This window comes from Pseudomonas sp. T1.Ur (assembly GCF_023516725.1).
Lineage (GTDB): Bacteria > Pseudomonadota > Gammaproteobacteria > Pseudomonadales > Pseudomonadaceae > Aquipseudomonas > Aquipseudomonas alvandae.
The window spans coordinates 4,056,128-4,082,361 of the sequence record NZ_JAMGSN010000001.1 but is presented as its reverse complement, the minus strand read 5'-3'; the positions used below and the strand labels follow the sequence as shown (position 1 = coordinate 4,082,361).

Annotated in this window: 26 protein-coding genes and 1 pseudogene; 19 read left to right on the top strand and 8 right to left on the bottom strand. The window is 59.3% G+C overall.

Annotated elements, in window-relative coordinates; translation table 11 throughout:
* Positions 1-4: 4 nt before the first annotated feature.
* Both M8Q45_RS18185 and M8Q45_RS18180 read right to left on the bottom strand, forming a co-directional pair.
* The gene (locus tag M8Q45_RS18185; protein ID WP_249875839.1) at positions 5-322 is read right to left on the bottom strand and encodes a helix-turn-helix domain-containing protein; all 318 of its coding nucleotides are present in this window, start codon (positions 320-322) and stop codon (positions 5-7) included.
* Positions 323-404: 82 nt separating this feature from the next.
* Entirely contained in the window at positions 405-1,181 is a 777-nt protein-coding gene (locus tag M8Q45_RS18180) for an AraC family transcriptional regulator (protein WP_249875838.1), read from the bottom strand.
* Between the two features lie 113 nt (positions 1,182-1,294).
* On the opposite strand from M8Q45_RS18180, the gene M8Q45_RS18175 reads away from it, so the two are divergent.
* The 3 genes and pseudogenes from M8Q45_RS18175 to M8Q45_RS18165 all read left to right on the top strand — a co-directional run bounded on the left by M8Q45_RS18175 (position 1,295) and on the right by M8Q45_RS18165 (position 3,228).
* Positions 1,295-2,107 (top strand): sulfite exporter TauE/SafE family protein, encoded by an 813-nt coding sequence (locus tag M8Q45_RS18175; protein WP_249875837.1) that lies wholly within the window; start codon positions 1,295-1,297, stop codon positions 2,105-2,107.
* A 47-nt stretch (positions 2,108-2,154) separates the two neighbouring features.
* Positions 2,155-2,505, top strand: coding sequence for a hypothetical protein (locus tag M8Q45_RS18170; protein WP_249875836.1), 351 nt, complete (start codon positions 2,155-2,157; stop codon positions 2,503-2,505).
* 26 nt (positions 2,506-2,531) lie between these two features.
* Positions 2,532-3,228, top strand: a pseudogene (locus tag M8Q45_RS18165) (DUF6933 domain-containing protein).
* A gap of 34 nt (positions 3,229-3,262) precedes the next feature.
* Here M8Q45_RS18165 and M8Q45_RS18160 read toward each other — a convergent pair.
* Entirely contained in the window at positions 3,263-4,249 is a 987-nt protein-coding gene (locus M8Q45_RS18160; RefSeq protein ID WP_249875835.1) for a hypothetical protein, read from the bottom strand.
* Positions 4,250-4,595: 346 nt separating this feature from the next.
* On the opposite strand from M8Q45_RS18160, the gene M8Q45_RS18155 reads away from it, so the two are divergent.
* From M8Q45_RS18155 to M8Q45_RS18145, 3 genes are all read left to right on the top strand, one after another.
* Complete coding sequence (locus tag M8Q45_RS18155; RefSeq protein ID WP_249877350.1) at positions 4,596-5,912, top strand: type II toxin-antitoxin system HipA family toxin; 1,317 nt, start codon at positions 4,596-4,598, stop codon at positions 5,910-5,912.
* On the top strand, positions 5,909-6,313 hold the full coding sequence (locus tag M8Q45_RS18150) for a helix-turn-helix domain-containing protein (RefSeq protein WP_249875834.1): 405 nt from the start codon (positions 5,909-5,911) through the stop codon (positions 6,311-6,313). The genes M8Q45_RS18155 and M8Q45_RS18150 overlap by 4 nt, the downstream gene beginning before the upstream one ends.
* A 79-nt stretch (positions 6,314-6,392) precedes the next feature.
* Complete coding sequence (locus tag M8Q45_RS18145) at positions 6,393-6,638, top strand: type II toxin-antitoxin system Phd/YefM family antitoxin (protein ID WP_249875833.1); 246 nt, start codon at positions 6,393-6,395, stop codon at positions 6,636-6,638.
* Positions 6,639-6,797: 159 nt separating this feature from the next.
* Here the strand turns inward: M8Q45_RS18145 and M8Q45_RS18140 are convergent, their stop codons facing one another.
* The 5 genes from M8Q45_RS18140 to M8Q45_RS18120 all read right to left on the bottom strand — a co-directional run bounded on the left by M8Q45_RS18140 (position 6,798) and on the right by M8Q45_RS18120 (position 10,496).
* A complete protein-coding gene (locus M8Q45_RS18140) occupies positions 6,798-7,181 on the bottom strand; it encodes a hypothetical protein (RefSeq protein ID WP_249875832.1) in 384 nt (127 codons plus the stop codon).
* Between the two features lie 167 nt (positions 7,182-7,348).
* Positions 7,349-7,858, bottom strand: coding sequence for a BRO-N domain-containing protein (locus M8Q45_RS18135; protein ID WP_249875831.1), 510 nt, complete (start codon positions 7,856-7,858; stop codon positions 7,349-7,351).
* A 391-nt stretch (positions 7,859-8,249) separates the two neighbouring features.
* On the bottom strand, positions 8,250-9,497 hold the full coding sequence (locus M8Q45_RS18130) for a ribonucleotide-diphosphate reductase subunit beta (RefSeq protein ID WP_003204812.1): 1,248 nt from the start codon (positions 9,495-9,497) through the stop codon (positions 8,250-8,252).
* A gap of 490 nt (positions 9,498-9,987) precedes the next feature.
* Complete coding sequence (locus tag M8Q45_RS18125) at positions 9,988-10,203, bottom strand: hypothetical protein (RefSeq protein WP_249875830.1); 216 nt, start codon at positions 10,201-10,203, stop codon at positions 9,988-9,990.
* Between the two features lie 29 nt (positions 10,204-10,232).
* On the bottom strand, positions 10,233-10,496 hold the full coding sequence (locus tag M8Q45_RS18120) for a DUF2790 domain-containing protein (protein WP_030142463.1): 264 nt from the start codon (positions 10,494-10,496) through the stop codon (positions 10,233-10,235).
* Positions 10,497-11,019: 523 nt separating this feature from the next.
* On the opposite strand from M8Q45_RS18120, the gene acs reads away from it, so the two are divergent.
* The 13 genes from acs to astE all read left to right on the top strand — a co-directional run bounded on the left by acs (position 11,020) and on the right by astE (position 26,218).
* Positions 11,020-12,975, top strand: a complete 1,956-nt coding sequence (acs, locus tag M8Q45_RS18115) for an acetate--CoA ligase (protein ID WP_249875829.1) — start codon at positions 11,020-11,022, stop codon at positions 12,973-12,975.
* A gap of 787 nt (positions 12,976-13,762) precedes the next feature.
* Positions 13,763-14,536 carry an L-arginine-binding protein AotJ gene (gene aotJ, locus M8Q45_RS18110; protein WP_249875828.1) on the top strand — a complete coding sequence of 258 codons (774 nt, stop codon included), beginning with the start codon at positions 13,763-13,765 and terminating at the stop codon, positions 14,534-14,536.
* Positions 14,537-14,626: 90 nt separating this feature from the next.
* Positions 14,627-15,316: an ABC transporter permease gene (locus tag M8Q45_RS18105; RefSeq protein WP_003178836.1), complete on the top strand. Its 690-nt coding sequence runs from the start codon at positions 14,627-14,629 to the stop codon at positions 15,314-15,316.
* A complete protein-coding gene (locus M8Q45_RS18100; protein WP_030142460.1) occupies positions 15,313-16,011 on the top strand; it encodes an ABC transporter permease in 699 nt (232 codons plus the stop codon). The genes M8Q45_RS18105 and M8Q45_RS18100 overlap by 4 nt, the downstream gene beginning before the upstream one ends.
* Before the next feature lie 56 nt (positions 16,012-16,067).
* Positions 16,068-16,832 (top strand): ABC transporter ATP-binding protein, encoded by a 765-nt coding sequence (locus M8Q45_RS18095; RefSeq protein ID WP_030142459.1) that lies wholly within the window; start codon positions 16,068-16,070, stop codon positions 16,830-16,832.
* Between the two features lie 113 nt (positions 16,833-16,945).
* On the top strand, positions 16,946-17,926 hold the full coding sequence (gene argR / locus M8Q45_RS18090; RefSeq protein WP_249875827.1) for a transcriptional regulator ArgR: 981 nt from the start codon (positions 16,946-16,948) through the stop codon (positions 17,924-17,926).
* 405 nt (positions 17,927-18,331) lie between these two features.
* Complete coding sequence (locus M8Q45_RS18085) at positions 18,332-19,552, top strand: aspartate aminotransferase family protein (protein WP_249875826.1); 1,221 nt, start codon at positions 18,332-18,334, stop codon at positions 19,550-19,552.
* 238 nt (positions 19,553-19,790) lie between these two features.
* On the top strand, positions 19,791-20,810 hold the full coding sequence (gene aruF, locus M8Q45_RS18080) for an arginine/ornithine succinyltransferase subunit alpha (RefSeq protein ID WP_030142456.1): 1,020 nt from the start codon (positions 19,791-19,793) through the stop codon (positions 20,808-20,810).
* A gap of 47 nt (positions 20,811-20,857) precedes the next feature.
* Complete coding sequence (gene astA / locus M8Q45_RS18075; RefSeq protein ID WP_030142455.1) at positions 20,858-21,883, top strand: arginine N-succinyltransferase; 1,026 nt, start codon at positions 20,858-20,860, stop codon at positions 21,881-21,883.
* Positions 21,880-23,349, top strand: a complete 1,470-nt coding sequence (astD, locus tag M8Q45_RS18070) for a succinylglutamate-semialdehyde dehydrogenase (RefSeq protein ID WP_249877349.1) — start codon at positions 21,880-21,882, stop codon at positions 23,347-23,349. Before astA ends, astD begins: the two co-directional genes overlap by 4 nt.
* Positions 23,350-23,494: 145 nt before the next feature.
* Positions 23,495-24,841, top strand: a complete 1,347-nt coding sequence (astB, locus tag M8Q45_RS18065; RefSeq protein WP_249875825.1) for an N-succinylarginine dihydrolase — start codon at positions 23,495-23,497, stop codon at positions 24,839-24,841.
* A 69-nt stretch (positions 24,842-24,910) separates the two neighbouring features.
* Positions 24,911-25,198, top strand: coding sequence for a hypothetical protein (locus M8Q45_RS18060; RefSeq protein ID WP_030142452.1), 288 nt, complete (start codon positions 24,911-24,913; stop codon positions 25,196-25,198).
* Between the two features lie 12 nt (positions 25,199-25,210).
* Entirely contained in the window at positions 25,211-26,218 is a 1,008-nt protein-coding gene (gene astE / locus M8Q45_RS18055) for a succinylglutamate desuccinylase (protein WP_249875824.1), read from the top strand.
* The last annotated feature ends 16 nt before the right edge of the window (positions 26,219-26,234 follow it).

Below are 26,234 nucleotides of genomic sequence, written 5' to 3'. Positions count from 1 at the left end.
GGCTTTACTCGATCATGGCGTAATCGGATCGCCCCATCGGGTCTGGCGTGGCGCCCTTGATGTTCATGCCGCGCCCCGGTGCGAAGCCGGGGAAGAACACCAGGCCCTCGGCCTCCAGGCGAAACGCCAGGGCCAGGCGGGTCACGTCGAGCAAGTCGCCACCGGCTTCGAAGCGCCGGATAGCCTTGACCGAGACGCCGGACTGCCGGGACAGCTCCTCGACGCTCCAGCCCAACATGGCGCGGGCCTGCGCACTGTGGGCAGGGGTGAATTGATAGACAGCGATGCGTTCCAGGGTGGTTTTGATTGCGAGAGAGGCCATGAGCAGCTCCAAAGCGGCGGATTTTAAAAATACTGTGTTTTTGTACAGTTGTTTTGAAGCCGCTTCAATCTCATTTTTTTGATCAACGACCAGCGGTCATCTCCAACCAAGTGCTCGGAGCATGGCCGAGCGTCCGGCGAAACATGGTGGAAAATGCCGCCGGGCTGTCATAGCCCAGGTCCAGGGCAATGCGCGTCACCGAGTCCCCGTCAGCTAGCCGAGGCAGCGCCGCCATCACGCACGCCTGTTGACGCCATTGACTGAAACTCAGGCCAGTGTGCCGACTGAATAGCCGATTGAACGTGCGCAAGCTGACGTGCAACTGCGCCGCCCATTCCACAGGCGAGGCGTGGGCGCCAGGGTGTGCCAGGAACGCCTGGCATAGTTCGAGCAGCCGTGGATCCCGTGGCATGGGAAGGTGCAGCGGCAAATGGGCACTGCGAAGCAGTTCATGCAATAGCAGACCTATCAGCGCACCGTCCCGTCCAGCCTCGTCGTATTCCGGCGCAAGCTCGACGGCTTCCATCAACAACTGACGCATCAAGGGCGACACGCTGATGACTTGGCAGCGTGAATCCATTGCTGTTACCGCGGCCGGTTCGATGTAGAGACTGCGCGTACTCACGCCCAGCATCAGTACTTCATGATCGACCCCCGGCGGAATCCACACCGCCCGCTGCGGCGGCACCACCCAATTGCCGTCCACCGTGCTGACCTGCATCACGCCGGTGGCGCCATAGAGCAACTGCGCGCGGCGATGGCGATGCAACGGCAATACTTGCCCGTGAGCGTAATCGGTGCCGATGGCAACGACGGCCCTGGGGGTCGCATCCAATAGATCGATAGAACTGTTGCGCATCGATGGGCTACTCGCAATTGGCGTAAACGCGAACATTGTTGGCCTATTTGCTACCGCGAGCCAAGGTTGGCGTCTTTATCGTAGGCGTCTCCCCATTTCACGGATTCGCCGCGATGTTCTACGTATTGCTTGCCTGTTTTGGCTGCCTGAGTGGTGTGACGGCTGTGTTGTTCGGCTTCGGTGGTGGTTTTGTCGTGGTCCCACTGATGTACCGCATGCTCACCGCCAGCCACGGTACCGACGACCCAATCGGCCAATCGGCGATGCACATTGCCGTGGCCACTTCGACCTGCGTGATGATCGTCAACGCGCTGATCGCCACCGTGAAGCATCACCGTGCCGGTAACCTCATTCCCCATTATGTATGGCCGTTGGGCGGTTTCATCGGCCTGGGCGCCATCGTCGGCGCCGTTGCCGCGATGTGGTCGAACAGCGAAGTCATTCGCTATGCCTTCATCGTTTACCTGGGCGTGACCATTCTGGACTGCTTGTTCAGACGCGGTTTTCTGACACAGTCTGACGCTGTGATCCCACGGCGATTGGGCAGGGCAGAGGTCTCGGCTGGCGGGATCTGCATCGGTGCCATTGCCACTTTCCTGGGCGTGGGTGGCAGCGTCATGACGGTGCCCTTGCTGCGCCGTTGCGGGCTGAGCATGTCCCGCGCGACGTCCATGGCCAACCCGTTGAGTTTGCCGGTTGCGGTGGTTGGGACGCTGACTTACATGCTCATGGCTGGTTTTACCGAGTTTGATTTGGGGGCGTGGTTTGTTGGGTATGTGGACTTGATGGCCTTCGTTGTGCTGACACTTGGCGCGTTAGTGGGGATTCGTCTGGCAACGCCATGGATCGGACGGATACCGGATGGAGTTCATGCCTGGGTCTATATTGGATTGTTGGTTGTTGTGATGCTGGGCATAGCTATGTAATGAATGGCTGGGTAGCGTTGCTCTATGTTTTGTTGCGGGAGGGTGGCATGTCGGTATCAGACAGTGACTGGAAGCTTTACAACGGCCTCCGCGATCTCGCGCTGGAGCGCTTCTGCCAAGGCGTTCTTTCGGATGCGCAGGCGGTGGTCCAGAACGAAACGTTATCAGCTCACGCTCGATATCGCACGCTCTACGACCTCATGCGAGAGCGGGACAAGAGCTTGGCGATGGCGTTCAACGTAGGTCGACGTCGAGACATTTCTTTATCTTTGAGATTGCTGATTGCCTACGACCTGCTGAGCGATCAAGAATTGACGATTCTGAGTGAAGAATTACGTGAAAGGGTCTCTGACGCTGTTCGCCAACCCTTCGAGATTGAATGGGCCGACGACGCCTAGCGTTTCTAATATTTCCGAGAATTTGAATGCTGATCTTCAACTGCACCGAAGCGGCCAGCAACTTTTTCAGCCGTGTGAGCAAAGGTAAGAAAGTCACCCCGGTAGGAAAACCGCCATCCCCCTGTTATCGAGGACGATGAACTGGGTGAGCTCGACGAGCAATGGCTGGTTCATGTGATCATTGTGCAGCGCAAACACGTGTTGTTCGTCATCCATGTGCAAACCCGTTACTGCATGATTTTCGCCGGTGCTAAAAAAGCGGACATCGAAGGTTTTGTCCACCGGTTTTCCGAACGATGGATCAATGGCCTGATGCGCCACGCGGGGCACCATGATCTTCTTCGCTGGGTCGATGACGAGCCGATGATGGAGCGCTTCCAGGAAAGTTGCCGTGAGTACGTCTTTTACAAACGTGGTCATCGTGGTGCGCAAAAGCATCTCAATGAGATTTCCTGGATTTTTGAGGACTGCGCTGCCGAATGGGGCACGTTACCCTCCGATGAGTTCTCTGCAGGTCGCTTCGACGGCAATATGAACGACACCCCGAGAAGCAGTAAGGGACATAAGGACTATTACTACCCGGACGAAGAAATGATCGTCCACTGGTTGCGGCGTTATGGCAGCTTGGATGAGCCTGCCGCCCAGGCAGCACACGAGCGGCACATCGAAGTGAAACGAGAGATGCGGTCGTTCGAACGGCAACTTGCTCAAGAAGCGCAATGAAGGAGGCTAGCGCTACGGCTAACCCAAGGCGAAATCAGTTATCGGTTAGCCCCGGCGCCTCCCGAATAATGAAGTGATCCAGGTTCTCGATATTGGCACTGAACACCCCGAACGTTTCTTCGGGGTTCTTCTTGCTCGGCACCTGCTTCAACTCCGGCGTGACGCCATAGAAGAAACAATACAACGGCGCATCACTGTCGATGGCATGCTTGATCTCTGCCAGGAACGCCTTGCGCTTGCGGTAGTTATCGATCAGCTTCTTGCTCAGGTAAACGTTGACCGAGTAAGGTTTTTTCTTCGCCTCGTCCGGCTGCTTGAACCAGACCTTTGCTTCGAAATCGATGCGAAAGCTCAGGGTGTAATCCTTGATTTCCTTGATCTTGCCCCAGTAAATCAAGCCTCTGTTGTCCTGCAGATACTCGATCTTCTTGAAGAACGATCCATAGGGCGCCGTGTGCTCGCCAATCTTCAACGGCTTGCGCTTGAGCAGATCCTTGTCCGCGAAGTTAGAGACGAAACATTCCACTGGGTGGGCGAAGACGCTGGTCTTGTCCGGTGTCGAGTCCTGGGCGGAATGAGCGTTATCACCGTGGGACGATAGGGGGGGCGACGTAGGCCGAGTCGCTGCCTCAACGTCCTTCGACGGATCGGACGGCTTGCGCACGTACTGACGCCGAGTCAGCAACAGCTCCGACGGAAAATGCTCCTCGCGGTCGTCATCTGCCTCAACGCTTTGCGCATCAAGCCCTGGCGTTTTCGGACTGACATAAGGACAGCCCACGATATGCTGGGTCGTCGGCTGATTCTTGAAATGCGGCGTGCGGATGTAATTGACGTTCTTGGCGTTGAACGTCGTCAGCCGATTCTCCTCATCAAACGCCGCCCGACAAGCATCGTTGGGGCACTGAAAGCGCTCCTTGGCCGAATCGAAGGCCATGGTCTCGTCGAAATTCAGATCCCGAACGTCATAGATCGAAAGCTTGGCATCGAGGCTGAGGCAATAGGCGGTGTCGAATTTCATCGGGGCTCGGGTCCGTGAGAGGAAGTGTATTAATACCGAAGGGCAGGGCGGGATGCACCCGAAGTTTCAACGCATCACAAACCCTGTGGGAGTGAGCTTGCTCGCGATTCCCAAACCCAACCCCGCCATCAAGCCCGCCGCCCGCCTGCGCCCTGACATCGACCCGTGGCGAGGGAGCTTGCTCCCGCTGGGCTGCGGAGCCGCCCTCGTTCTGCAACTCCAGGTCCAACTAGTCGGCATTAGAATGCCGATTATCTGCCGCGTTCCGCCATTAATCGGAATTATATTGCTGGTAGAGAGGCTTTGGGCGAGACTAACCGGCATCATAGTTCCGGTTGATTTAAAAATGTCCGAACAACTCACCATCCAGACTTACGTTGAAGGCCATTGGCGCGACGCTGTGGTCTTCAGCGTGTCGAACGCTCAGAAGGTTGAGGAGTCGCGATGCAGCGTATCTTACGACCAGGATTACTTGGTTCACTTCATTAATCAGCTAGATACCGCATTTGAACACGCCCTCAGCGTAAATCTTCCGCTGAGCTGGAATGCTGTCGACGGTAAAGGCTATCCTCCATTCGTCTACGACATCATACCGGCCGGAGCTGCTCGGAAATCGTTGCAGAAGAGATTCGGTGGGGAAAAGCCAGACGGCATGGACATGAGTTTTTTCCTCCTGAGCCGCTGCACACCTTCGCCCATTGGGCACTTAAGGGTGAAGGAGTCTTTTGAGCATATCGACCAGACTCGCAAAGAGGCTTTTGCTCGCAAGGAAGTTGTAGACAGGACCAATGACTTTCTTGAGTACGCCTATGAGTCTGGCGCTGCGCTAGGCGGTGCTACAGGGGCTCAAGGGGAAGCTCCGAAGCTGATTATGGTTGAGGATCAGAATGGCGCGCTTTATGCCGATGCGATGCTTTCTGATGAGCTTGCGCGCCGCCATTGGTTGGTGAAATTTGCTCGCAACAAGGTTACTGAGCGCGACAAGAACATCCTGCGGGCCGAGTACCACTACTACAAAGCGATCTCCCAACTCGATTTGAACACGATATCTACAGATGGACTGGTGCTTGAGGAAGCCGATAAGCCAAGCCTGTGGATGCCGCGCTTTGATCGGCGAGTCGCCAACGGCATGGTGGAAAGAATTCCGGTCGAGTCGATTTATTCAGTGTGTGAGAACGCCGAGCCTGGTTCGAGAATGAATCATGAGGATGTGCTCAGTCGCCTGATCCATCTGTGGCGTACGAATGGACAGGAAGGTGAGCTTGAAGAGCTGGTATTTGAATACCTTCGCCGTGACCTGCTGAACCGTATCCTGGGAAACTCGGACAACCATGGGCGCAACACGGCCATCTTCAGATATCGGGACAAATTCGAACTGGCGCCGATCTATGACCTTGCACCGATGGTGCTCGATCCGGAAGGCGTCACTCGGGTAACCAAATGGAAGGTCGAGCATATGGGAAGTCCAGACTGGAAAGCGGTCTGCAGTGACTTCCAGGACTTGGTCAGCCCTGACGTGCTTTTCGAGCGTCTGCTTGGAGCCGCCGAGACATTCAGGGCTTTACCGGATCTGCTGGTTGATCTTCCAGAGGAAGTGAGGCGCGCTCAGTCTATTCCGTTGAACAATTTGGATAAGCGCCTGGCTGAATGGGGGCTGCGATGAAAGAGAACATCAACGAACGGCGCAGGGAGCTCATTGACGACATCGTCATGCAACATGTAACGGGGATCGAAACCCTGGGAACCGCTATCCGCCGGCTACGGCTTGAGGTGACCGGTCTGGATCAGGAAACCTTTGCTGTCATGTGCAACATGTCGACCAAGGCCCTGTACCAGATCGAGAAGGACAAGGGTAATCCAACCCTTAGCACCATCGAAGCCATCTTGAGGAAGTTCGGGCTGCGCCTGGGACTGACGAAGTCTGCCACGACCCTTTACACGCCGCCGCCCAAGCCGCAAAAAACGACTCCCCAAATGCCCGTTCGCGGTGTTAATCCTAAACGTAAGACCGCAGCACAGCTCGGTACGAAGGCCAAGGATGGCGACAAGGGCGCGGCCGGGTAGGTGGAGAAATGTTCAGAAACGCCAGCTTGAACCTATCGAGCGCTCAAGCTTGGGTCAGTTGAATCCGTGGAGACGGTGTATGAGTGAACAGGTGCAAGTAACCCTGCGCGAAGCAAAGTCCCAGCTCTTACAACTGGGTGTACGTGCATGGCAGGGCGACAAGGTGGTGATCACCAAGACCGGTAAGCCTTATCTGGATCTGCTGCCCCATGTCGCTACACCGCAGGCGCGCAAGCCTGGGCGGTTGAAGGGGAAGATCAGGATGTCGGCGGATTTCGACCGCACACCTGAGGACATCATCAAGGGTTTTGAGTGCCGGCTCTGAGTGTAGGTGAATCCTCTTGATCTGAGATTTCAGCGGATACCTCAGCCGTGCAGGCCTCGTCGAACTCTCGCATGGTGGTCTCGTCGATAGCGCCGATTTTCAGCAGCGCTTCGGCCGAGCTGTGAATCGACTCGAAAGCCTTACTTTTGATTACTGTCTTCACCGGACGCCTACACTCAGTAGGCTCATAAGGATGGAATGTTCGTGCTCCCCGGAATGTGCATCAAGAAAAACCATATCCTGACTAATACCTTGAGAGCTAGAAACACCTAAGACGAACTCTCGTTCCGTAGCGACAGCGAGCCTCCGCGCAAAAGGAATCAAGCGGTTGGCCTGCTCGATGCCATAGTTCTCAATGGGAAGGTTCAACCCAATAAACCAATCGGGCGAGTCATTCTCAGATACGCTCTCATCGCGTTCGTGTTTCTGATTCACGAGGAATGCACCCTGCTCAGACCATTCGCAAACGAGATCATTGAACGCAGCCACAAGCTGTGCCTCGACAGCGTCGTTGTCGCTGCCATCTACATATAGATAAAGCATGTCCTGAGCGTCCGAGGGCTAGAAAGCACCTATGATAGCGCTGGCGCATGCCAGTGTGAGCAGATGCCCGCCACCGTGCTTATAAGTGGGGATCGGGTAGATGACTTCGCCGGATGATTACAAAATAGCCGCCGCCCGAACGATGGACGACGGCTTCCGATTGAATCTCAAAACCCTCGCAAAATCCGAGAGGCTTTCCGCCACCAGGACTCATGCTGGCTAAACGGATCATCCACCAGCACCGCCGGCATATCCCGCAAGCGAATCCATGGCTCATCCTGCCAGTGCAGCATGCAGAGCGACATCTTCGGCCAATCCAACACGCTCAACGTAGGCCGCTCCACCTTATGCGGGTGGCGCTCATCCCGCAGGGTTGGCACCACCTGATGCGTGATCCACTCACGCAGCAATCGATACTCAGGGCAGTAGTGATAAACCAGCAACGCATAGACGCCCGACTCGCTCAGCATCAGACGCTCTTGGGTCAAGCCGTGGACATGCACGAGCATCATCCGGCGCTGGTCAGGATCAAGCTTGCGGGTCATGCGCTCATCGAGGTGCTTGCTCATCAAACGCCCCAAATCGGATGCGCTGAACCAAGCCTGGTTTTCAACCAAGAGGGCATGCAAATGGATGTTATGACGGGTGAAAACCGCCGGAATATAAGCATCAGGCATGATGGGTCTCCGAGGTATACGGAGAGCAGAGCTGCGTTCTTGTGGGCATAACCACCTCTACGTTCGAAGGTTAGCGGTGCAAGCCCGACGTAGAGGATCTAAGAAAAAATCCCAACTAGCTATCTTCTCCCACAGAATTGCAATGTCGTCAGACAGTACGCGGTTCTATGGTCGGCGATTAGCTACTACGTTGGGCGTTTCTTAGGCACCTGCGACTAAGATAGGTAACGAGACGATGTGCCGTCAATGCGGAACAATTCTGAGTTTTGTGTAGGGGAACGGTAGAGTACCGGTCTCAGAGTTAAACGCGGTTTTTAGTTCTGTAGGATAAAAAAACCCCGCTTTCGCGGGGTTTTCAGTTACGCATGAAACATAGGATTATTCTTTCGAATCAATCCCAGCTCAAAGCCCCACCCGTCTGATACTCAATCACCCGAGTCTCGAAGAAGTTCTTCTCTTTCTTCAAGTCCATGATCTCGCTCATCCATGGGAACGGGTTGGTCGTCCCTGGGTACTCTTCCTTCAAGCCAATCTGCGACAAACGACGGTTAGCGATGAACTTGAGGTAATCCTCCATCATCGCCGCGTTCATGCCCAGCACGCCGCGAGGCATGGTGTCGCGGGCGTATTCGATTTCCAGCTGGGTCCCTTGCAGGATCATCTGGGTCGCTTCTTCCTTCATCTCGGCATCCCACAGGTGTGGGTTTTCGATCTTGATCTGGTTGATCACATCGATGCCGAAGTTCAGGTGCATGGATTCGTCGCGCAGGATGTACTGGAACTGCTCGGCGACGCCGGTCATTTTGTTGCGGCGGCCCATGGAGAGGATCTGGGTGAAGCCGCAGTAGAAGAAGATGCCTTCCAGGACGCAGTAGTAGGCGATCAGGTTGCGCAGCAACTCTTTATCGGTGTCCGGGGTGCCGGTTTCGAACTTCGGATCGGAGATCGAACGGGTGTACTTCAGGCCCCAGGCGGCTTTTTTCGCGACCGATGGGATCTCGTGGTACATGTTGAAGATCTCGCCTTCATCCATGGCCAGCGATTCGATGCAGTACTGGTAGGCGTGGGTGTGGATCGCCTCTTCGAAGGCCTGGCGCAGGATGTACTGGCGGCACTCCGGGTTGGTGATCAGGCGGTACACGGCCAGGACCAGGTTGTTGGCAACCAGGGAGTCGGCGGTGGAGAAGAAGCCCAGGTTGCGCATCACGATGCGGCGTTCGTCGTCGGTCAGGCCTTCCGGGTTTTTCCAGAGGGCGATGTCGGCGGTCATGTTGACTTCTTGCGGCATCCAGTGGTTTGCGCAGCCGTCCAGGTACTTCTGCCAGGCCCAGTCATATTTGAATGGCACGAGCTGGTTGAGGTCGGCGCGGCAGTTGATCATGCGCTTTTCATCGACGGCGACACGGGCGGAGGCGCCTTCGAGTTCGGCGAGGCCTTCGGCGACGTCGAGTTTATCGAGGGCGGCCTTGGCGCGAATGATCGCGGCCGAGTCGCTGGCCGTCACGGCCCGGGCTTCGAGGGCGGCGGCACCGCCGGCGCTGTCGAGGCGGTCCATGTTGGCTTCAGAAGCGTGGCCGGCGTTGGCGCCTTTTACAGCTACTTCGCCGTCTTCTTTGTCGAATTCGTCCCAGCTCAGCATGACGTGTCGTCTCCTGCGTGAGGGCCAGATGCCCGATGAAGGCCTACTGGCCGCGGTGGATCTTGAAAAATCGTTTGTTGCAGCAGCTGACGCAGGCAATAAACAGAAAAATGTACGGGTCATTCCGGAGCAGCGGTGAACGCGAGGAGGCGATGGGCCCCTGCGTGGGCTCCAGGCTGGCGTGATCCCCTGTAAGGGAATATTGCAGGCCCGTTTAAGGCGGCATTATAAGGACTTTTTTGCCTACGTGGTGCGGCGAAATAGCTCACAGAAGAGGCGGCGGGGGGGTATATCCGCGTGGGAGCGAGGGTTTACAAGGCTTTGGCCGTTGAAGATTTTTTTTGCAGGGTGCGGATCGCGGTTTTTTTTGATCAAAAAACCAGCGTTTTTTGCGGTTTTGCACTACATGTTGTGTTTGTGAAGGGTTTTCGGCGGTTCCAGACACAACCTGGCCCGACCGAAATCGGGCCATGGAAGTTGCCAGCAATGATCAGTCGGTGCGCGCCGAATCGGCATGATCGCGGTCATCGGTGGCGACAGTCGCCGTGTGTGTGCGGTCGTGAGCGTCGGTGGCGATCGTGGCGGAATCCGTCAGGTCCTGGCGCTTGATTGCGGCGGCGGAACCGGTGCGATCGAAGCCGTCGGCGGCGAAGGTATTGGCAGCCAGTATGGACAGGGTCAGGGTGAGGATCAGTTTGCTTTGCATGATGCTGGGTCCTGGTTCGATTAGGTTGATCAGCCGTTGGAGCAACCGTTGCCCATGACGCTGTAGCGCAGGATGTGGCGTTGGCCCTTGGAGTCGTCGTATTCCATCTTCGCCGGGACCACTTCGCAGACATTCGGGATGTCGCTCATGTAGATAACCTTGGCGATGTCCAGGTGGGTGGAGTAGGTGTACTCCTCAATGGCCGGTTTTTGCTGTGCAACATCGGTCGGGGCCTCATCCGCCATCGCGGTGGCGCACAGGCTGCCGAGGACCAGAACCCATAAAGCTTTCATCTGTATTTCACCTTTTTTGAGGTCGAGTGGGGTCACGCAACCTTTTTGGGGTTGCGTGTGGAGCAAGTGTTGGAAGTTGGATCAACGGCCTTCGTGGGGGCTGTGTTGCGTCAATCGTGTTTGCCGGTTGGCGAGGTGAATTCTAGGAGCCGGGGGCGGGGGTAAACAGACTCGGTTTTGATAAACACTGTTGGTTGATCTGGTAATAATCGACTGGAAGTCTGTGGCTGTCTGGTGAATTGATATTGAATGGGCAGTCGCCATCGCGAGCAAGCTCGCTCCCACAGGGGAAGCTGTGTTGGACACAAGGCAAGCGTTCAATGTGGGAGCGAGCTTGCTCGCGATAGCGGTGGATCAGTTTGCAGGGATATTGACTGACCCACCGCCATCGTGAGCAAGCTCGGCTCCCACTAGTACCGACATTTTGTAGGGACTTGTTACTACCATCGTCGAATGGTTCTATAGGCCCGCCCCGGGCTACAACGGGATCATACAAAAACAACTATTCACCGAGGTAAGAAAGATGAGTGCGGCTTCTGTGTATCCCGTTCGTCCCGAGGTTGCGGCCAACACGCTGACTGACGAGGCGACCTACAAGGCCATGTACCAGCAGTCGGTCGTCAACCCCGATGGCTTCTGGCGCGAGCAGGCCAAGCGCCTCGATTGGATCAAGCCTTTCACCACGGTGAAGCAGACTTCTTTCGACGATCACCACGTCGACATCAAATGGTTTGCCGACGGCACCTTGAACGTGTCCTACAACTGCCTCGACCGTCACCTGGCCGAACGCGGTGATCAAATCGCGATCATCTGGGAGGGCGATGACCCCTCCGAGAGCCGCAACATCACCTATCGCGAGCTGCACGAAGAAGTCTGCAAGTTCGCCAACGCCCTGCGCGGCCAGGACGTGCACCGCGGCGACGTGGTGACGATCTACATGCCGATGATTCCTGAAGCCGTGGTTGCGATGTTGGCTTGCGCCCGCATCGGTGCGATTCATTCGGTGGTGTTCGGTGGTTTCTCTCCGGAAGCCCTGGCTGGGCGGATCATCGACTGCAAATCCAAAGTGGTGATCACCGCCGACGAAGGCATTCGCGCCGGCAAGAAGATCCCGCTCAAGGCCAACGTCGATGACGCGCTGACCAACCCGGAAACCAGCAGCATCCAGAAGGTCATCGTGTGCAAGCGCACGGCGGGCAACATCAAGTGGAACCAGCACCGTGACATCTGGTACGAAGACCTGATGAAGGTGGCCGGTACCGTTTGCGCACCGAAGGAAATGGGCGCCGAAGAAGCGCTGTTCATCCTCTACACCTCCGGTTCCACCGGCAAGCCCAAGGGCGTGCAGCACACCACCGCCGGCTATTTGCTGTACGCGGCGCTGACCCATGAACGCGTGTTCGACTACAAGCCCGGCGAGGTCTACTGGTGCACCGCCGACGTAGGTTGGGTCACCGGTCACAGCTACATTGTCTATGGCCCGCTGGCCAACGGCGCGACCACCTTGCTGTTCGAAGGCGTGCCGAACTACCCGGACATCACTCGGGTGGCCAAGGTTGTCGACAAGCATAAGGTCAGCATCCTCTACACCGCGCCGACCGCGATCCGCGCGATGATGGCCTCGGGCACTGCCGCCGTGGAAGGCGCCGATGGCAGCAGCCTGCGCCTGTTGGGTTCGGTGGGCGAGCCGATCAACCCGGAAGCCTGGGACTGGTACTACAAGAATGTCGGCAAGGAGCGTTGCCCGATCGTCGATACCTGGTGGCAGACCGAGACCGGTGGCGTGCTGATCAGCCCATTGCCAGGTGCCACGGCATTGAAGCCGGGTTCGGCCACGCGCCCATTCTTCGGTGTGGTGCCGGCGCTGGTGGATAATCTCGGCAACCTGATCGAAGGCGCCGCCGAAGGCAACCTGGTGATCCTCGATTCGTGGCCAGGCCAGGCGCGTACGCTGTACGGCGATCATGACCGTTTTGTCGACACCTACTTCAAGACCTTCAGTGGCATGTACTTCACCGGTGACGGCGCCCGTCGCGACGAGGACGGCTATTACTGGATCACCGGTCGGGTGGATGACGTGCTCAACGTGTCCGGCCACCGCATGGGCACGGCCGAGATCGAAAGCGCGATGGTTGCCCACCCGAAAGTCGCCGAAGCGGCGGTGGTGGGCGTGCCGCACGACATCAAGGGGCAGGGCATCTATGTCTACGTCACCCTCAATGCCGGCGAAGAAACCAGCGAAGCCTTGCGCCTGGAACTGAAGAACTGGGTGCGCAAGGAGATCGGTCCGATTGCTTCGCCAGACGTTATCCAGTGGGCACCGGGCCTGCCGAAAACCCGCTCCGGCAAGATCATGCGCCGCATCCTGCGCAAGATCGCCACGGCGGAGTACGACGGATTGGGTGATATCTCCACGCTGGCCGATCCGGGTGTGGTGGCGCACCTGATCGAGACGCACAAGACCATGAACGTCGCCTGACGGTCGCGTGTAGCACTGAAAAGCCCCGCCCGGCGTTTGCCGGGCGGGGTTTTTTAATGGCCGCTGGTGCGCGCCATGTGAGCCGGGAGTGGCAGTGCCTTTGTGGCGAGGGAGCTTGCTCCCGCTCGGCTGCGCCTGTAGGAGCGTAGGAGCTGCGTAGGAACTGCGTAGGAGCTGCCGAGTGCAACGAGGCTGCGATCTTGTCCCAGGCAATTGAATCTGAAGTGAAAGATCAAAAGATCGCAGCCTTCGGCAGCTCCTACCCCCAGCGGGAGCAAGCTCCCTCGCCACAGGGGCTGGTGTTTGGCTCACAGGTGGGTGAATAAATATCGGCGTTCAATGTAGGACGCGTCTGAACGTTACCGGTGTTTCGAAATGTGTAACCAAAGGCGCCACAACGGGGCGATGTGAAACGCCAAGCCCCGTTGCAGGGCGTTTTCAGGCGTTTGGAAAAACAAGCCGACACGCTGTGCTTGCCGGATTAGAAGGGTTTGCGAATAATGGGCCCGCTATTTGCAGCGATGATTGGTTCCCTTTCTGTTGCTCTTGCATGAATTTGCGGGGCTGTCAATGTGCTCGATCAGCTTTCTCGGTGCTTCTGTAATTTGTTGTCGCATTGAAGAAATATCGACTTCGGGCCTGTCGTTAGAATGCCGATCACTCGCTCGTCGTGGCGTGCGTTGAAAAACGCGAGCCATCGAATGCGGCACCCAAGTTCGTTTTACCCATTCGCATATTGGGCTGTTGCTCACTCTGCCGTTTTGCCCTTTACCGATGGAGTCCCAAGATGAAGAAACTTGTGCTGCTTGGCGCCCTGGCGCTGTCCGTGCTGTCCCTGCCGACCTTCGCCGATGAGAAGCCCTTGAAGATCGGTATCGAAGCGGCTTACCCGCCGTTCGCCTCCAAGGCTCCGGACGGCAGCATCGTCGGTTTCGACTACGACATCGGCAATGCGCTGTGTGAAGAAATGAAGGTCAAGTGCGTGTGGGTCGAACAAGAGTTCGACGGCCTGATCCCGGCGCTGAAGGTGCGCAAGATCGACGCGATCCTGTCGTCCATGTCGATCACTGAAGACCGCAAGAAGTCCGTGGACTTCACCAACAAGTACTACAACACCCCGGCCCGTCTGGTGATGAAGGCCGGCACCGAGGTCAGCGACAACCTGGCCGAGCTCAAGGGCAAGAACATCGGCGTGCAGCGCGGTTCGATCCATGAGCGTTTCGCCCGCGAAGTCCTGGCGCCGCTGGGTGCCGAGATCAAGCCGTACGGTTCGCAGAACGAAATCTACCTGGACGTCTCCGCCGGTCGTCTCGACGGCACCGTGGCAGACGCTACGCTGTTGGATGACGGTTTCCTGAAGACTGACGCTGGCAAAGGCTTTGCGTTCGTCGGTCCGGCCTTCACCGACGTCAAGTACTTTGGCGACGGCGTCGGGATTGCGGTTCGCAAGGGCGATGCGCTGAAAGACAAGATCAACACCGCCATTGCCGCCATTCGCGAGAACGGCAAGTACAAGCAAATCCAGGACAAATACTTCGCCTTCGATATCTACGGCAAGTAACCACGTCTCGCCACTCGTGCGAAATGGCGCAAGCAACAGGATCTCTGCGGTTTGCGCCATTTTTTCATCCCACTTTCGAGGACCTGAATCATGTTGAAAGGCTACGGGGCTGTCATCCTCGATGGCGCATGGTTGACGCTTCAGCTCGCCTTGTCGTCCATGGCCCTGGCCATCGTCCTTGGGCTGATCGGCGTCGCCTTGCGCCTCTCGCCGGTGCGTTGGCTGGCGTGGCTGGGCGACCTGTATTCAACGGTCATCCGCGGCATTCCCGACCTGGTGCTGATCCTGCTGATTTTCTACGGCGGCCAGGACCTGCTCAACCGCGTCGCGCCGATGCTTGGCTATGACGACTACATCGACCTGAACCCGCTGGCGGCCGGTATCGGCACCCTGGGCTTCATCTTCGGTGCGTACCTGTCGGAAACCTTTCGCGGTGCCTTCATGGCGATCCCCAAGGGCCAGGCCGAGGCGGGCATGGCGTATGGCATGAACGGTTTCCAGGTGTTCTTCCGGGTGCTGGTGCCGCAGATGATTCGCCTGGCGATCCCAGGCTTCACCAACAACTGGCTGGTGCTGACCAAGGCCACCGCGCTGATTTCGGTGGTGGGCCTGCAAGACATGATGTTCAAGGCCAAGCAGGCGGCGGATGCCACTCGCGAGCCTTTCACCTTCTTCCTCGCGGTGGCGGCGATGTACCTGGTGATCACCAGTGTCTCGTTGCTGGCATTGCGTCACCTTGAGAAGCGCTACTCGGTAGGCGTAAGGGCGGCTGATCTATGATCTTCGACTACAACGTCATCTACGAAGCTTTGCCGCTGTATTTCAGCGGCCTGCTGACCACCCTGAAACTGTTGGCCCTGTCGCTGTTCTTCGGTCTGTTGGCCGCGTTGCCCCTGGGGTTGATGCGGGTGTCCAAGCAACCGATCGTCAACATGACGGCCTGGCTCTACACCTACGTGATCCGCGGCACGCCGATGCTGGTGCAGCTGTTCCTGATCTACTACGGGCTGGCGCAGTTTGCGATCGTACGTGAGAGCTTCCTCTGGCCATGGCTGTCCAGCGCAACGTTCTGCGCCTGCCTGGCGTTCGCCATCAACACCAGCGCCTACACCGCCGAAATCATCGCCGGCAGCCTGCGGGCCACGCCCAATGGCGAGATCGAAGCAGCCAAGGCCATGGGCATGTCTCGCTACAAGCTGTATCGCCGGATCCTGTTGCCGTCGGCCCTGCGCCGGGCGCTGCCGCAGTACAGCAACGAAGTGATCATGATGTTGCAGACCACCAGTCTCGCGTCCATCGTGACCCTGATCGACATAACCGGTGCCGCGCGCACGGTGAACGCGCAGTATTACTTGCCGTTCGAGGCCTACATCACCGCCGGTGTTTTCTACCTGTGCCTGACCTTCATCCTGGTGCGCCTGTTCAAGCTGGCCGAGCGCCGTTGGCTGGGTTACCTGGCCCCGCGCAAGCACTGATAACGCATCGATCCGATCGACTGCTCAACGACTGACGTTTTGTGAGAACCGACCGCATGTACAAGCTTGAAGTCCAAGACCTGCATAAACGCTATGGCAGTCACGAAGTGCTCAAGGGCGTGTCCCTGAAGGCCGCCGCTGGCGATGTGATCAGCATCATCGGCTCCAGTGGTTCCGGCAAGAGTACTTTCCTGCGTTGCATCAACCTGCTTGAGCAACCCCACGCTGGCAAGATCCTGCTCAACAACGAAGAGTTGAAACTGGTCGCCGGCAAGGATGGCGCCATGAAGGCTTCGGACCCCAAGCAACTGCAGCGCATGCGTTCGCGGTTGTCGATGGTGTTCCAGCATTTCAACCTGTGGTCCCACATGACTGCGCTGGAAAACATCATCGAAGCGCCGGTCCATGTGCTGGGCGTCCCCAAGGCCGAAGCCCGCGAGAAGGCCGAGCACTACCTGAACAAGGTCGGCGTGGCCCATCGCAAGGACGCCTACCCAGGCCACATGTCCGGCGGCGAGCAGCAACGCGTGGCGATTGCCCGTGCGCTGGCGATGGAGCCTGAGGTGATGCTGTTCGATGAGCCGACCTCGGCCCTTGACCCGGAATTGGTCGGTGACGTGCTCAAGGTGATGCAGGCCCTGGCGCTGGAAGGCCGGACCATGGTGGTGGTGACCCACGAAATGGGCTTTGCCCGTGAAGTGTCGAACCAGTTGGTGTTCTTGCACAAAGGCATCGTCGAAGAAAGCGGCAACCCGCGCGAAGTGCTGGTCAATCCGCAATCGGAGCGCCTGCAGCAATTCCTGTCGGGCAGCCTCAAGTAATCGCCCTTGTTCCGTACCTGATTTGGATCATGCCGCGCGCCACGCGCCAGATGGTCTAATTTGGTTGCAGCCGCTTTTGGCTTTAACACTGTTTTCGCTTCGGATTGCCCGCCATGACTGCCCATCGAATAGGTTTCCTGATTTGGCCCAGCACTAAAGCCTTGACGCTGGCGCTGGCCGAGGAGGCCTTGCGTGTCGCTCAGCGAGTGCATCCGGACGTGGTCTACGAGCTGTCGTTCCTGCAAGCCGAGCCGCCGGCCGAGGGCGCCTGGCAACTGCCGGGCGAACCCTGGGCGGGCAAGCTCGAAGGTTTGCAGAAGCTGTTCCTGGTTGCCGATGAGCCGCCGACTGCGCTGGCTTCGCCGCTGAGCAGTGCGCTTAAACAATTGGTGCGGGCCGGTTGCGTCATTGGCGGCTTGTCCGCCGGCGTCTATCCCCTGGCTCAGTTGGGCTTGCTCGACGGCTATCGGGCCGCTGTGCATTGGCGCTGGCAGGATGATTTCTCCGAGCGCTTCCCCAAGGTCATCGCCACCAGTCATCTGTTTGACTGGGACCGTGATCGCCTGAGCGCTTGCGGCGGCATGTCGGTGTTGGACTTGTTGTTGGCGGTGCTGGCCCGGGATCACGGCGCCGAGCTGGCCGGTGCGGTGTCGGAAGAGCTGGTGGTCGAGCGCATTCGCGAGGGCGGTGAACGCCAACGCATTCCGTTGCAGAACCGCTTGGGTTCCAGTCATCCGAAGCTCACCCAGGCCGTGCTGCTGATGGAGGCCAACATCGAAGAGCCGCTGACCACCGACGAAATCGCCCAGCATGTGTGCGTGTCCCGTCGGCAGTTGGAGCGGATCTTCAAGCAGTACCTCAATCGTGTGCCGAGCCAGTATTACCTGGAACTGCGCCTGAACAAGGCGCGGCAGATGCTGATGCAGACCAGCAAGTCCATCATCCAGATCGGCCTGTCCTGCGGTTTCTCTTCCGGCCCTCATTTTTCCAGCGCCTATCGCAACTTCTTTGGTGCGACACCGCGAGAAGATCGCAACCAGCGGCGCAGCAGCAGCCCGTTCGAATTGTCCTCGGTGCCGTCCGAACGCGGGTAAGGCTGGCGCAACCCCTTATATGGGTTGTGCATGAAATTCTGTGGCGAGGGGATTTATCCCCGCTGGGCTGCGAAGCAGCCCCAATACAGCCAACCCAATCTATCTGGCACACCGAGCTGCCTGGCTTTAGGGGGCGCTTCGCACCCCAGCGGGGATAAATCCCCTCGCCACAAGGTGTGTTTTGCATGGCCGAGGGAAATGTAGATGCAGGGACCTCAAATACACCGGCAACGTTTAAACTGCGCCTTTGCGACGCTATTTGTCGCATTGCCGTAAACCCGCGAAAAACGTGGGTTGGCGCTATAAGAAGTTGTCGCTTGGCGGCAAGGCCGGGCTGAAAACTGTCCTTACAATCCTTACCAAGCCCGCCAGTTCCAGGTGGGTGTTCCTCTTCAGGAGACTCCGATGTCCGTTGAGCAAGCCGCGGTACAACGCGCCGATTTCGACCAGGTGATGGTTCCCAACTATGCACCTGCTGCCTTCATTCCTGTGCGTGGTGCCGGTTCCCGCGTGTGGGACCAGTCCGGTCGCGAGCTGATCGATTTTGCTGGCGGTATCGCAGTCAACGTACTGGGTCACGCCCACCCGGCGCTGGTCGGAGCCTTGACCGAACAGGCCAACAAGTTGTGGCACGTATCGAACGTTTTCACCAATGAGCCGGCCTTGCGCCTGGCCCATAAGCTGGTGGACGCGACCTTCGCCGAACGTGCGTTCTTCTGCAACTCCGGCGCCGAAGCCAACGAGGCCGCTTTCAAGCTGGCCCGTCGCGTCGGGTTCGATCGGTTCGGCAGTGAAAAATACGAAATCATCGCTGCGCTCAACAGTTTCCACGGCCGTACGCTGTTCACCGTCAACGTGGGCGGGCAGTCGAAGTACTCCGACGGTTTCGGTCCTAAAATCACCGGCATCACCCACGTTCCTTATAACGACTTGGCGGCTTTGAAAGCAGCGGTCTCGGACAAGACCTGCGCCGTGGTGCTGGAGCCGATCCAGGGCGAGGGCGGTGTGTTGCCGGCCGAATTGGCTTACCTGCAAGGCGCCCGCGAACTGTGCGACGCACACAACGCGCTGCTGGTGTTCGACGAAGTGCAGACCGGCATGGGCCGCAGCGGCCACTTGTTCGCCTACATGCATTACGGCGTGGTCCCGGACATCCTCACCAGCGCCAAGAGCCTGGGCGGTGGTTTCCCGATCGCGGCGATGCTCACCACCGAAGCGCTGGCCAAGCACCTCGTCGTCGGCACACACGGCACCACCTACGGCGGCAACCCGCTGGCCTGCGCGGTGGCCGAGGCGGTGATCGACGTGGTCAATACCCCTGAGGTGCTCAATGGCGTCAAGGCCAAGCACGACAAGTTCAAGACCCGCCTGGAGCAGATCGGCGCGAAGTACGGCCTGTTCACCCACGTGCGTGGCCTGGGCCTGCTGATCGGTTGCGTGCTGAACGACGCCTGGAAGGGCAGGGCCAAGGACATCTTCAATGCCGCCGAACAGGAAGGCCTGATGATCCTGCAAGCCGGCCCGGACGTGATTCGCTTCGCCCCGAGCCTGGTGGTGGAAGATGCCGACATCGACGCCGGCCTGGACCGCTTCGAGCGGGCCGCGGCGAAGCTGACGCAAGCCTGAGGCTGACCCGGCCCTCCCTTGTGGGAGCGAGCTTGCTCGCGATGGCGGTGCTTCAGTGAAATGAATGTTGACTGACACACCGCTATCGCGAGCAAGCTCGCTCCCACAGGAGTCTTGCAGCGGCTGAAAATCGAAGACCGCCGCAGATGCAATGCGGGCCAGGGTGTTCGTTTAGTATTTTTTCTCTGTGTATCGATCCTTTGGTCGAACCGTTTATTTCAAGTTAAGGAGTGACACCATGCTGGTGATGCGCCCCGCGCAAATGGCTGATCTGGGCGAGGTACAGCGTCTGGCTGCGGACAGCCCGATCGGTGTCACTTCCTTGCCGGATGACGTGGAACGCCTGAGCGACAAGATCGCCGCAAGCGAAGCCTCGTTCGCCGCCGAAGTCAGTTTCAACGGCGAAGAGAGCTATTTCTTCGTCCTCGAAGACACCGCCACCGGCAAGTTGGTGGGTTGTTCGGCCATCGTTGCGTCGGCCGGGTATTCCGAACCGTTCTACAGCTTTCGCAACGAGACCTTCGTTCATGCGTCCCGCGAGCTGAAGATCCATAACAAGATCCACGTGCTTTCCCAATGCCACGACCTGACCGGCAACAGCCTGTTGACGAGTTTCTACGTCGTGCCGGAACTGGTCGGATCGCCCTGGGCTGAACTCAATTCCCGTGGGCGCCTGCTGTTCGTCGCCAGCCATCCGGAGCGCTTTGCCGATTCGGTGGTGACCGAGATCGTCGGCTACAGCGATGAGAACGGCGACTCGCCGTTCTGGGACGCCATCGGTCGCAACTTCTTCGACCTCAACTACGCCGCCGCCGAGCGTCTGTGCGGGCTGAAAAGCCGGACCTTCCTCGCCGAATTGATGCCCCATTACCCGATCTACGTGCCGCTGTTGCCGGATGCCGCCCAGGAAGCCATGGGGCAGGTCCACCCACGTGCACAGATCACCTTCGACATCCTGATGCGCGAGGGTTTCGAGACCGATCACTACATCGACATCTTTGACGGCGGCCCGACCTTGCATGCCCGCGTCTCGGGGATCCGCTCGATCGCCCAGAGCCGCGTGGTGCCGGTCAAGATCGGCGAAGCCGTCAAGGGCGCCGGCCGCCAGTACCTGGTGGCCAACGCCCAATTGCAGGACTACCGCGCCGTGCTGCTCGACCTCGACTATGCGCCAGGCAAGCCTGTGACGCTGGACATGGAAGCAGCCGAAGCCCTGGGCGTTGGCGAAGGCGCCAGTGTGCGCCTGGTGGCGGTTTAACAGCAGTGTTTCGCGGGTGGCGTGAGCGGCCCGTCTGAGGAGATAGCATGATCGTTCGTCCCGTACGCAGCAGCGATTTACCCGCTCTGATCGCCCTGGCCCGCAGCACCGGCACCGGCCTGACCACCTTGCCGGCCAACGAAGAGCGCCTGGCCCATCGGGTTGGCTGGGCCGAGAAGACGTTTCGCGGCGAAGCCGGGCGTGGTGACGCGGACTACCTGTTCGTGCTCGAAGACGATGACGGTCGCGTGGTGGGCATTTCCGCCATCGCTGGCGCCGTGGGGTTGCGTGAGCCTTGGTACAACTTCCGGGTCGGCCTGACGGTCAGCGCTTCCCAGGAACTGAACATCTACCGGGAAATCCCGACGCTGTTCCTGGCCAACGACCTGACGGGCAATTCCGAGCTGTGCTCGTTGTTCCTCCATGCGGACTACCGCAACGGTCTCAATGGCCGGATGTTGGCCAAGGCGCGGATGCTGTTCATCGCCGAGTTCCCGCAGCTTTTCGGCAACAAGATCATCGCCGAAATGCGCGGCATGTCCGACGAAAATGGCCGCTCGCCGTTCTGGGAAAGCCTGGGCCGGCATTTCTTCAAGATGGAATTCAGCCAGGCCGATTACCTGACCGGCGTGGGCAACAAGGCGTTCATTGCCGAGCTGATGCCCAAGTTTCCGCTGTACACCTGCTTCCTGTCGGAGGACGCCCGGGCCGTGATTGGCCAGGTTCATCCCGACACCGAGCCGGCGCTGTCGATGCTCAAGAGCGAAGGCTTCAGCTACCAGGGCTACGTCGACATCTTCGATGCCGGCCCGGCAGTCGAATGCGAGACCGGCAAGATCCGTGCGATCCGCGACAGCCAGGCGCTGGTGCTGGCCATCGGCACACCAGGCGATGACGCCACGCCGTTCCTCATCCATAACCGCAAATGCCAGGACTGCCGCATCACGGCGGCGCCGGCGCGCTTTGCCGCGGGCACCCTGGTGGTCGATCCGCTGACCGCCAAACGTCTTCAACTCAACGCTGGCGACCAGGTGCGTGCCGTGGCGTTGTCCGCTGCTCGGGAGTCGAAATAATGAAATCGCTGTACATCGCTGGAAGTTGGCTGGAAGGCCAGGGCGACGCCTTCGAGTCGTTGAACCCGGTGACCCAGCAAGTGCTGTGGTCTGGAAGAGGCGCCACGGCGGCCCAGGTGGAATCCGCAGTGCAGGCTGCGCGCCAGGCGTTCCCGGACTGGGCTCGGCGTCCGCTGGACGAACGTATCCAGGTACTGGAAGCATTTGCCGGCACCCTGAAGACTCACGCTGACGAATTGGCCCGCTGCATCGGTGAGGAAACCGGCAAGCCCCTGTGGGAAGCGGCCACCGAAGTCACCAGCATGATCAACAAGGTCGCCATTTCGGTGCAGAGCTATCGCGAGCGTACCGGCGAGAAGAGCGGCCCCCTGGGCGACGCCACCGCCGTGCTGCGCCACAAGCCCCACGGCGTGGTGGCGGTGTTCGGCCCTTACAACTTCCCCGGCCATTTGCCCAACGGCCACATTGTGCCGGCGCTGCTGGCGGGCAACTGCGTGTTGTTCAAGCCCAGCGAGCTGACGCCGAAAGTCGCCGAGCTGACGGTCAAGTGCTGGGCCGAAGCCGGCCTGCCGGCGGGTGTGCTGAACCTGCTGCAGGGCGCGCGTGAAACCGGCATCGCCCTGGCGGCGGAGCCGGGCATCGACGGGCTGTTCTTCACCGGGTCCAGCCGTACCGGCAACCTGTTGCACCAACAATTCTCCGGTCGTCCGGACAAGATCCTCGCGCTGGAGATGGGTGGCAACAATCCGCTGGTGGTGGATGAAGTGGCCGATGTCGATGCGGCGGTGTACACCATCATCCAGTCTGCGTTCATCTCCGCCGGCCAGCGCTGCACTTGCGCACGCCGCCTGCTGGTGCCGGAAGGCCCGTGGGGCGATGCCTTGCTGGCGCGCCTGGTGCAGGTCAGCGCCACCATCGAAGTCGGGGCGTTTGACCAGCAACCGGCGCCGTTCATGGGCTCGGTGGTGTCCCTCGGCGCCGCGAAGGCCTTGATGGATGCGCAGAATCATTTGCTGGGCAAGGGGGCCGTGCCGCTGCTGTCCATGACCCAGCCACAATCCCAGGCGGCGTTGTTGACGCCGGGGATCCTCGATGTCACCGCCGTGACCGAGCGTCCCGACGAGGAGTTGTTCGGGCCGTTGCTGCAAGTCATCCGCTACAAGGATTTCGCCGGTGCGATCGCCGAAGCCAACAACACTCAATATGGCCTGGCCGCCGGGTTGCTGTCGGATTCCCAGGAACGCTATGAGCAGTTCTGGCTGCAAAGCCGCGCCGGTATCGTCAACTGGAACAAACAACTGACCGGCGCCGCCAGCAGCGCGCCGTTCGGCGGTGTCGGCGCCTCGGGCAACCATCGCGCCAGCGCTTATTACGCGGCGGATTATTGCGCGTATCCGGTGGCGTCGTTGGAAACGCCGAGCCTGGTCATGCCGGCGGCCCTCACTCCCGGCGTGACAATGGTGTGAGCCCCAATCGCGAGCAAGCTCGCTCCCACAAGGACAGTGCAGGACCCTGTGGGAGCGAGCTTGCTCCGGGCGGCGATTCGACGATCGGCGCGCCGCAGTCGTTATTGAATGCCTATAAAAAACAGATTCTCATGGAGCCTCGCTGATGAAATCCTATGAAGTCAACTTTGACGGTCTAGTGGGGCCGACCCATAACTACGGCGGGCTCTCCTACGGCAACGTCGCCTCCCAGAGCAACAGCCAGCAATGCTCCAACCCCAAGGAAGCGGCGCTGCAAGGCCTGGCGAAAATGAAGGCGCTGATGGACATGGGGTTCCAGCAAGGTGTGCTGGCGCCACAGGAACGTCCGGACGTGGCGGCCTTGCGCCGCTTGGGCTTTGCCGGCAGCGACGCGCAGGTCATCCAGCAGGCCGCGAAAGAAGCGATGCCGTTGCTGGTCGCCAGTTGCTCGGCGTCGAGCATGTGGGTAGCCAACGCCGCCACCGTCAGCCCGAGCGCCGACACGGCTGACGGCCGCGTGCATTTCACCGCCGCCAACCTCAACTGCAAATACCACCGCAGCATCGAGCACCCGACCACCAGTCGCGTGCTGGGGGCGATGTTCGCCAACCAACAACACTTCGCCCACCACGCCGCGTTGCCAGCCGTGGCGCAATTCGGTGACGAAGGTGCGGCCAACCACACGCGTTTCTGCCGCGCCTATGGCGAGGCTGGTGTCGAGTTCTTCGTGTTCGGCCGCAGTGCGTTCGACAGTCGTTTCCCGTCGCCACAGAAGTACCCGGCGCGCCAGACCCTCGAAGCCTCCCGCGCCGTCGCTCGCCTGCATGGCTTGAGTGAGGAGGGCGTGGTGTACGCCCAACAGAACCCGGCGGTGATCGACCAGGGTGTTTTCCACAACGACGTGATCGCGGTGGGCAACGGCGAGGTGCTGTTCTACCACGAGGACGCGTTCCTCGAGACCGAGAAGATGCTGGCCGAGTTGAGCGACAAACTCGCCAAGGTCGGTGGGAAATTTCAATCGGTGTGCGTACCGCGTTCGGCGGTCACCGTCGATGACGCGGTACGTTCCTACCTGTTCAACAGCCAATTGCTGTCGCGTGCCGATGGCTCGATGCTGTTGATCGTCCCGGAAGAGTGCCGCGGCAACGAACGCGTCTGGCAATACCTGCAAGGCCTCACAAGCTCTGGCGGCGTCATCCGTGAGGTGAAGGTCTTCGACCTCAAGCAAAGCATGCAGAACGGTGGCGGCCCGGCTTGCCTGCGGTTGCGCGTGGCGCTGAACGAAACCGAGCTGGCGGCCGTCAACCCAGGGGTTATCATGACCGCGCCGCTGTACGATTCGCTGACCCAGTGGGTCGAGACTCACTACCGCGACCGCATGACCGAAAACGACCTGGCGGACCCGCAATTGCTGCTGGAATGCCGGTCGGCCCTGGATGAGCTGACACAAATCCTTAAACTTGGCTCGGTCTATCCTTTCCAGATCAATTGAAAGCGCGCGCGACCTGACTACAGTCAAAGCAGGGCGCGTTGCCTTATCCCCAGACGAGAATGTAAAAACATGAGCGATACCCTGCAACTGATCCTTGAAGACACCGACGGCACGCAACTGGAAACCTCCTGCACCCGCGTCGCGGTGATGTGGCAGGGCAAGGAGCTGTGGATCCAGCAGGACGGCCGCGGCCAGTTGCTGATCGGCGTCGATGTCGAGGAAGGGGACGAGGAATACGCCAACCTGCTGTTGCGCCCATTGGCGACCAACCTGGTCAGCCTGCAGCTGGAAATGGAGCCGGCTGACATGAGCGATGACGATCATGTCCATGGCCCGGATTGCGGCCACGACCATTAAGGAAATCGCACTATGCTCGCCCTCGGCAAACTGCTTGAACTGACCCTCGCCGGCCGTGAACCGGCGGAGAAGACTCAACTGACTGTCGAAGGCGTACGGATGCGCTGGTTGAGCGAGGGCGCGCTGGAGGTCAAGCCGCCCGAGGCGCGGGATAATGGCCTGGACCTGCTGCTCTCGGCCGGTATCCACGGTAACGAAACCGCGCCGATCGAATTGCTCGACCGCCTGCTGCACGACATCGCCCGTGGCGACCTGAAGCCTCGGGCGCGCATCCTGTTCCTGTTCGGCAACCCCGAGGCGATCCGTCGCGGCGAGCGTTTTGTCGAGCAGGACGTCAATCGCCTGTTCAATGGTCGCCATGAGCTGAGCGGCGGCCCCGAGGCGTTGCGCGCCTGTGAGCTGGAAAGGCTGGCCGCGAGTTTCTTCAGCGTGCCGGACCGCAGCCGCTTGCATTACGACCTGCACACCGCCATCCGCGGTTCGAAGATCGAGCAATTCGCCCTGTATCCATGGAAAGAAGGCCGCCAGCATTCACGCCGTGAACTGGCCCGTCTGCGTGCGGCGGGCATGGAGGCGGTGCTGCTGCAGAACAAGCCGTCCATCGTGTTCAGCGCCTATACCTACGATCAGCTCGGCGCCGAGTCCTTCACCCTGGAGTTGGGCAAGGCCCGGCCATTCGGCCAGAACGACGGCGTCAATGTCAGCCTGCTGGAAACGCGCCTGCAGCAGATCATCGAAGGCAACGAACCGGAGACGGAAGACAGCCTCGACGGCCTGCAACTGTTCAGCGTCGCACGGGAAATCATCAAGCACAGCGACAGCTTCCGCCTGAACCTGCCGGCGGACATCGAGAACTTCTCGGAGCTTGAGAAAGGCTACGTGCTGGCCGAAGACATCGCCCATACACGCTGGGTGATCGAAGAAGAGGGCGCACGGATCATCTTCCCGAACCCCAAGGTCAAGAATGGCTTGCGGGCGGGGATCCTGATCGTGCCGGCGACGGATGAAAACCTGATCTAAAACCCACACCGAACTA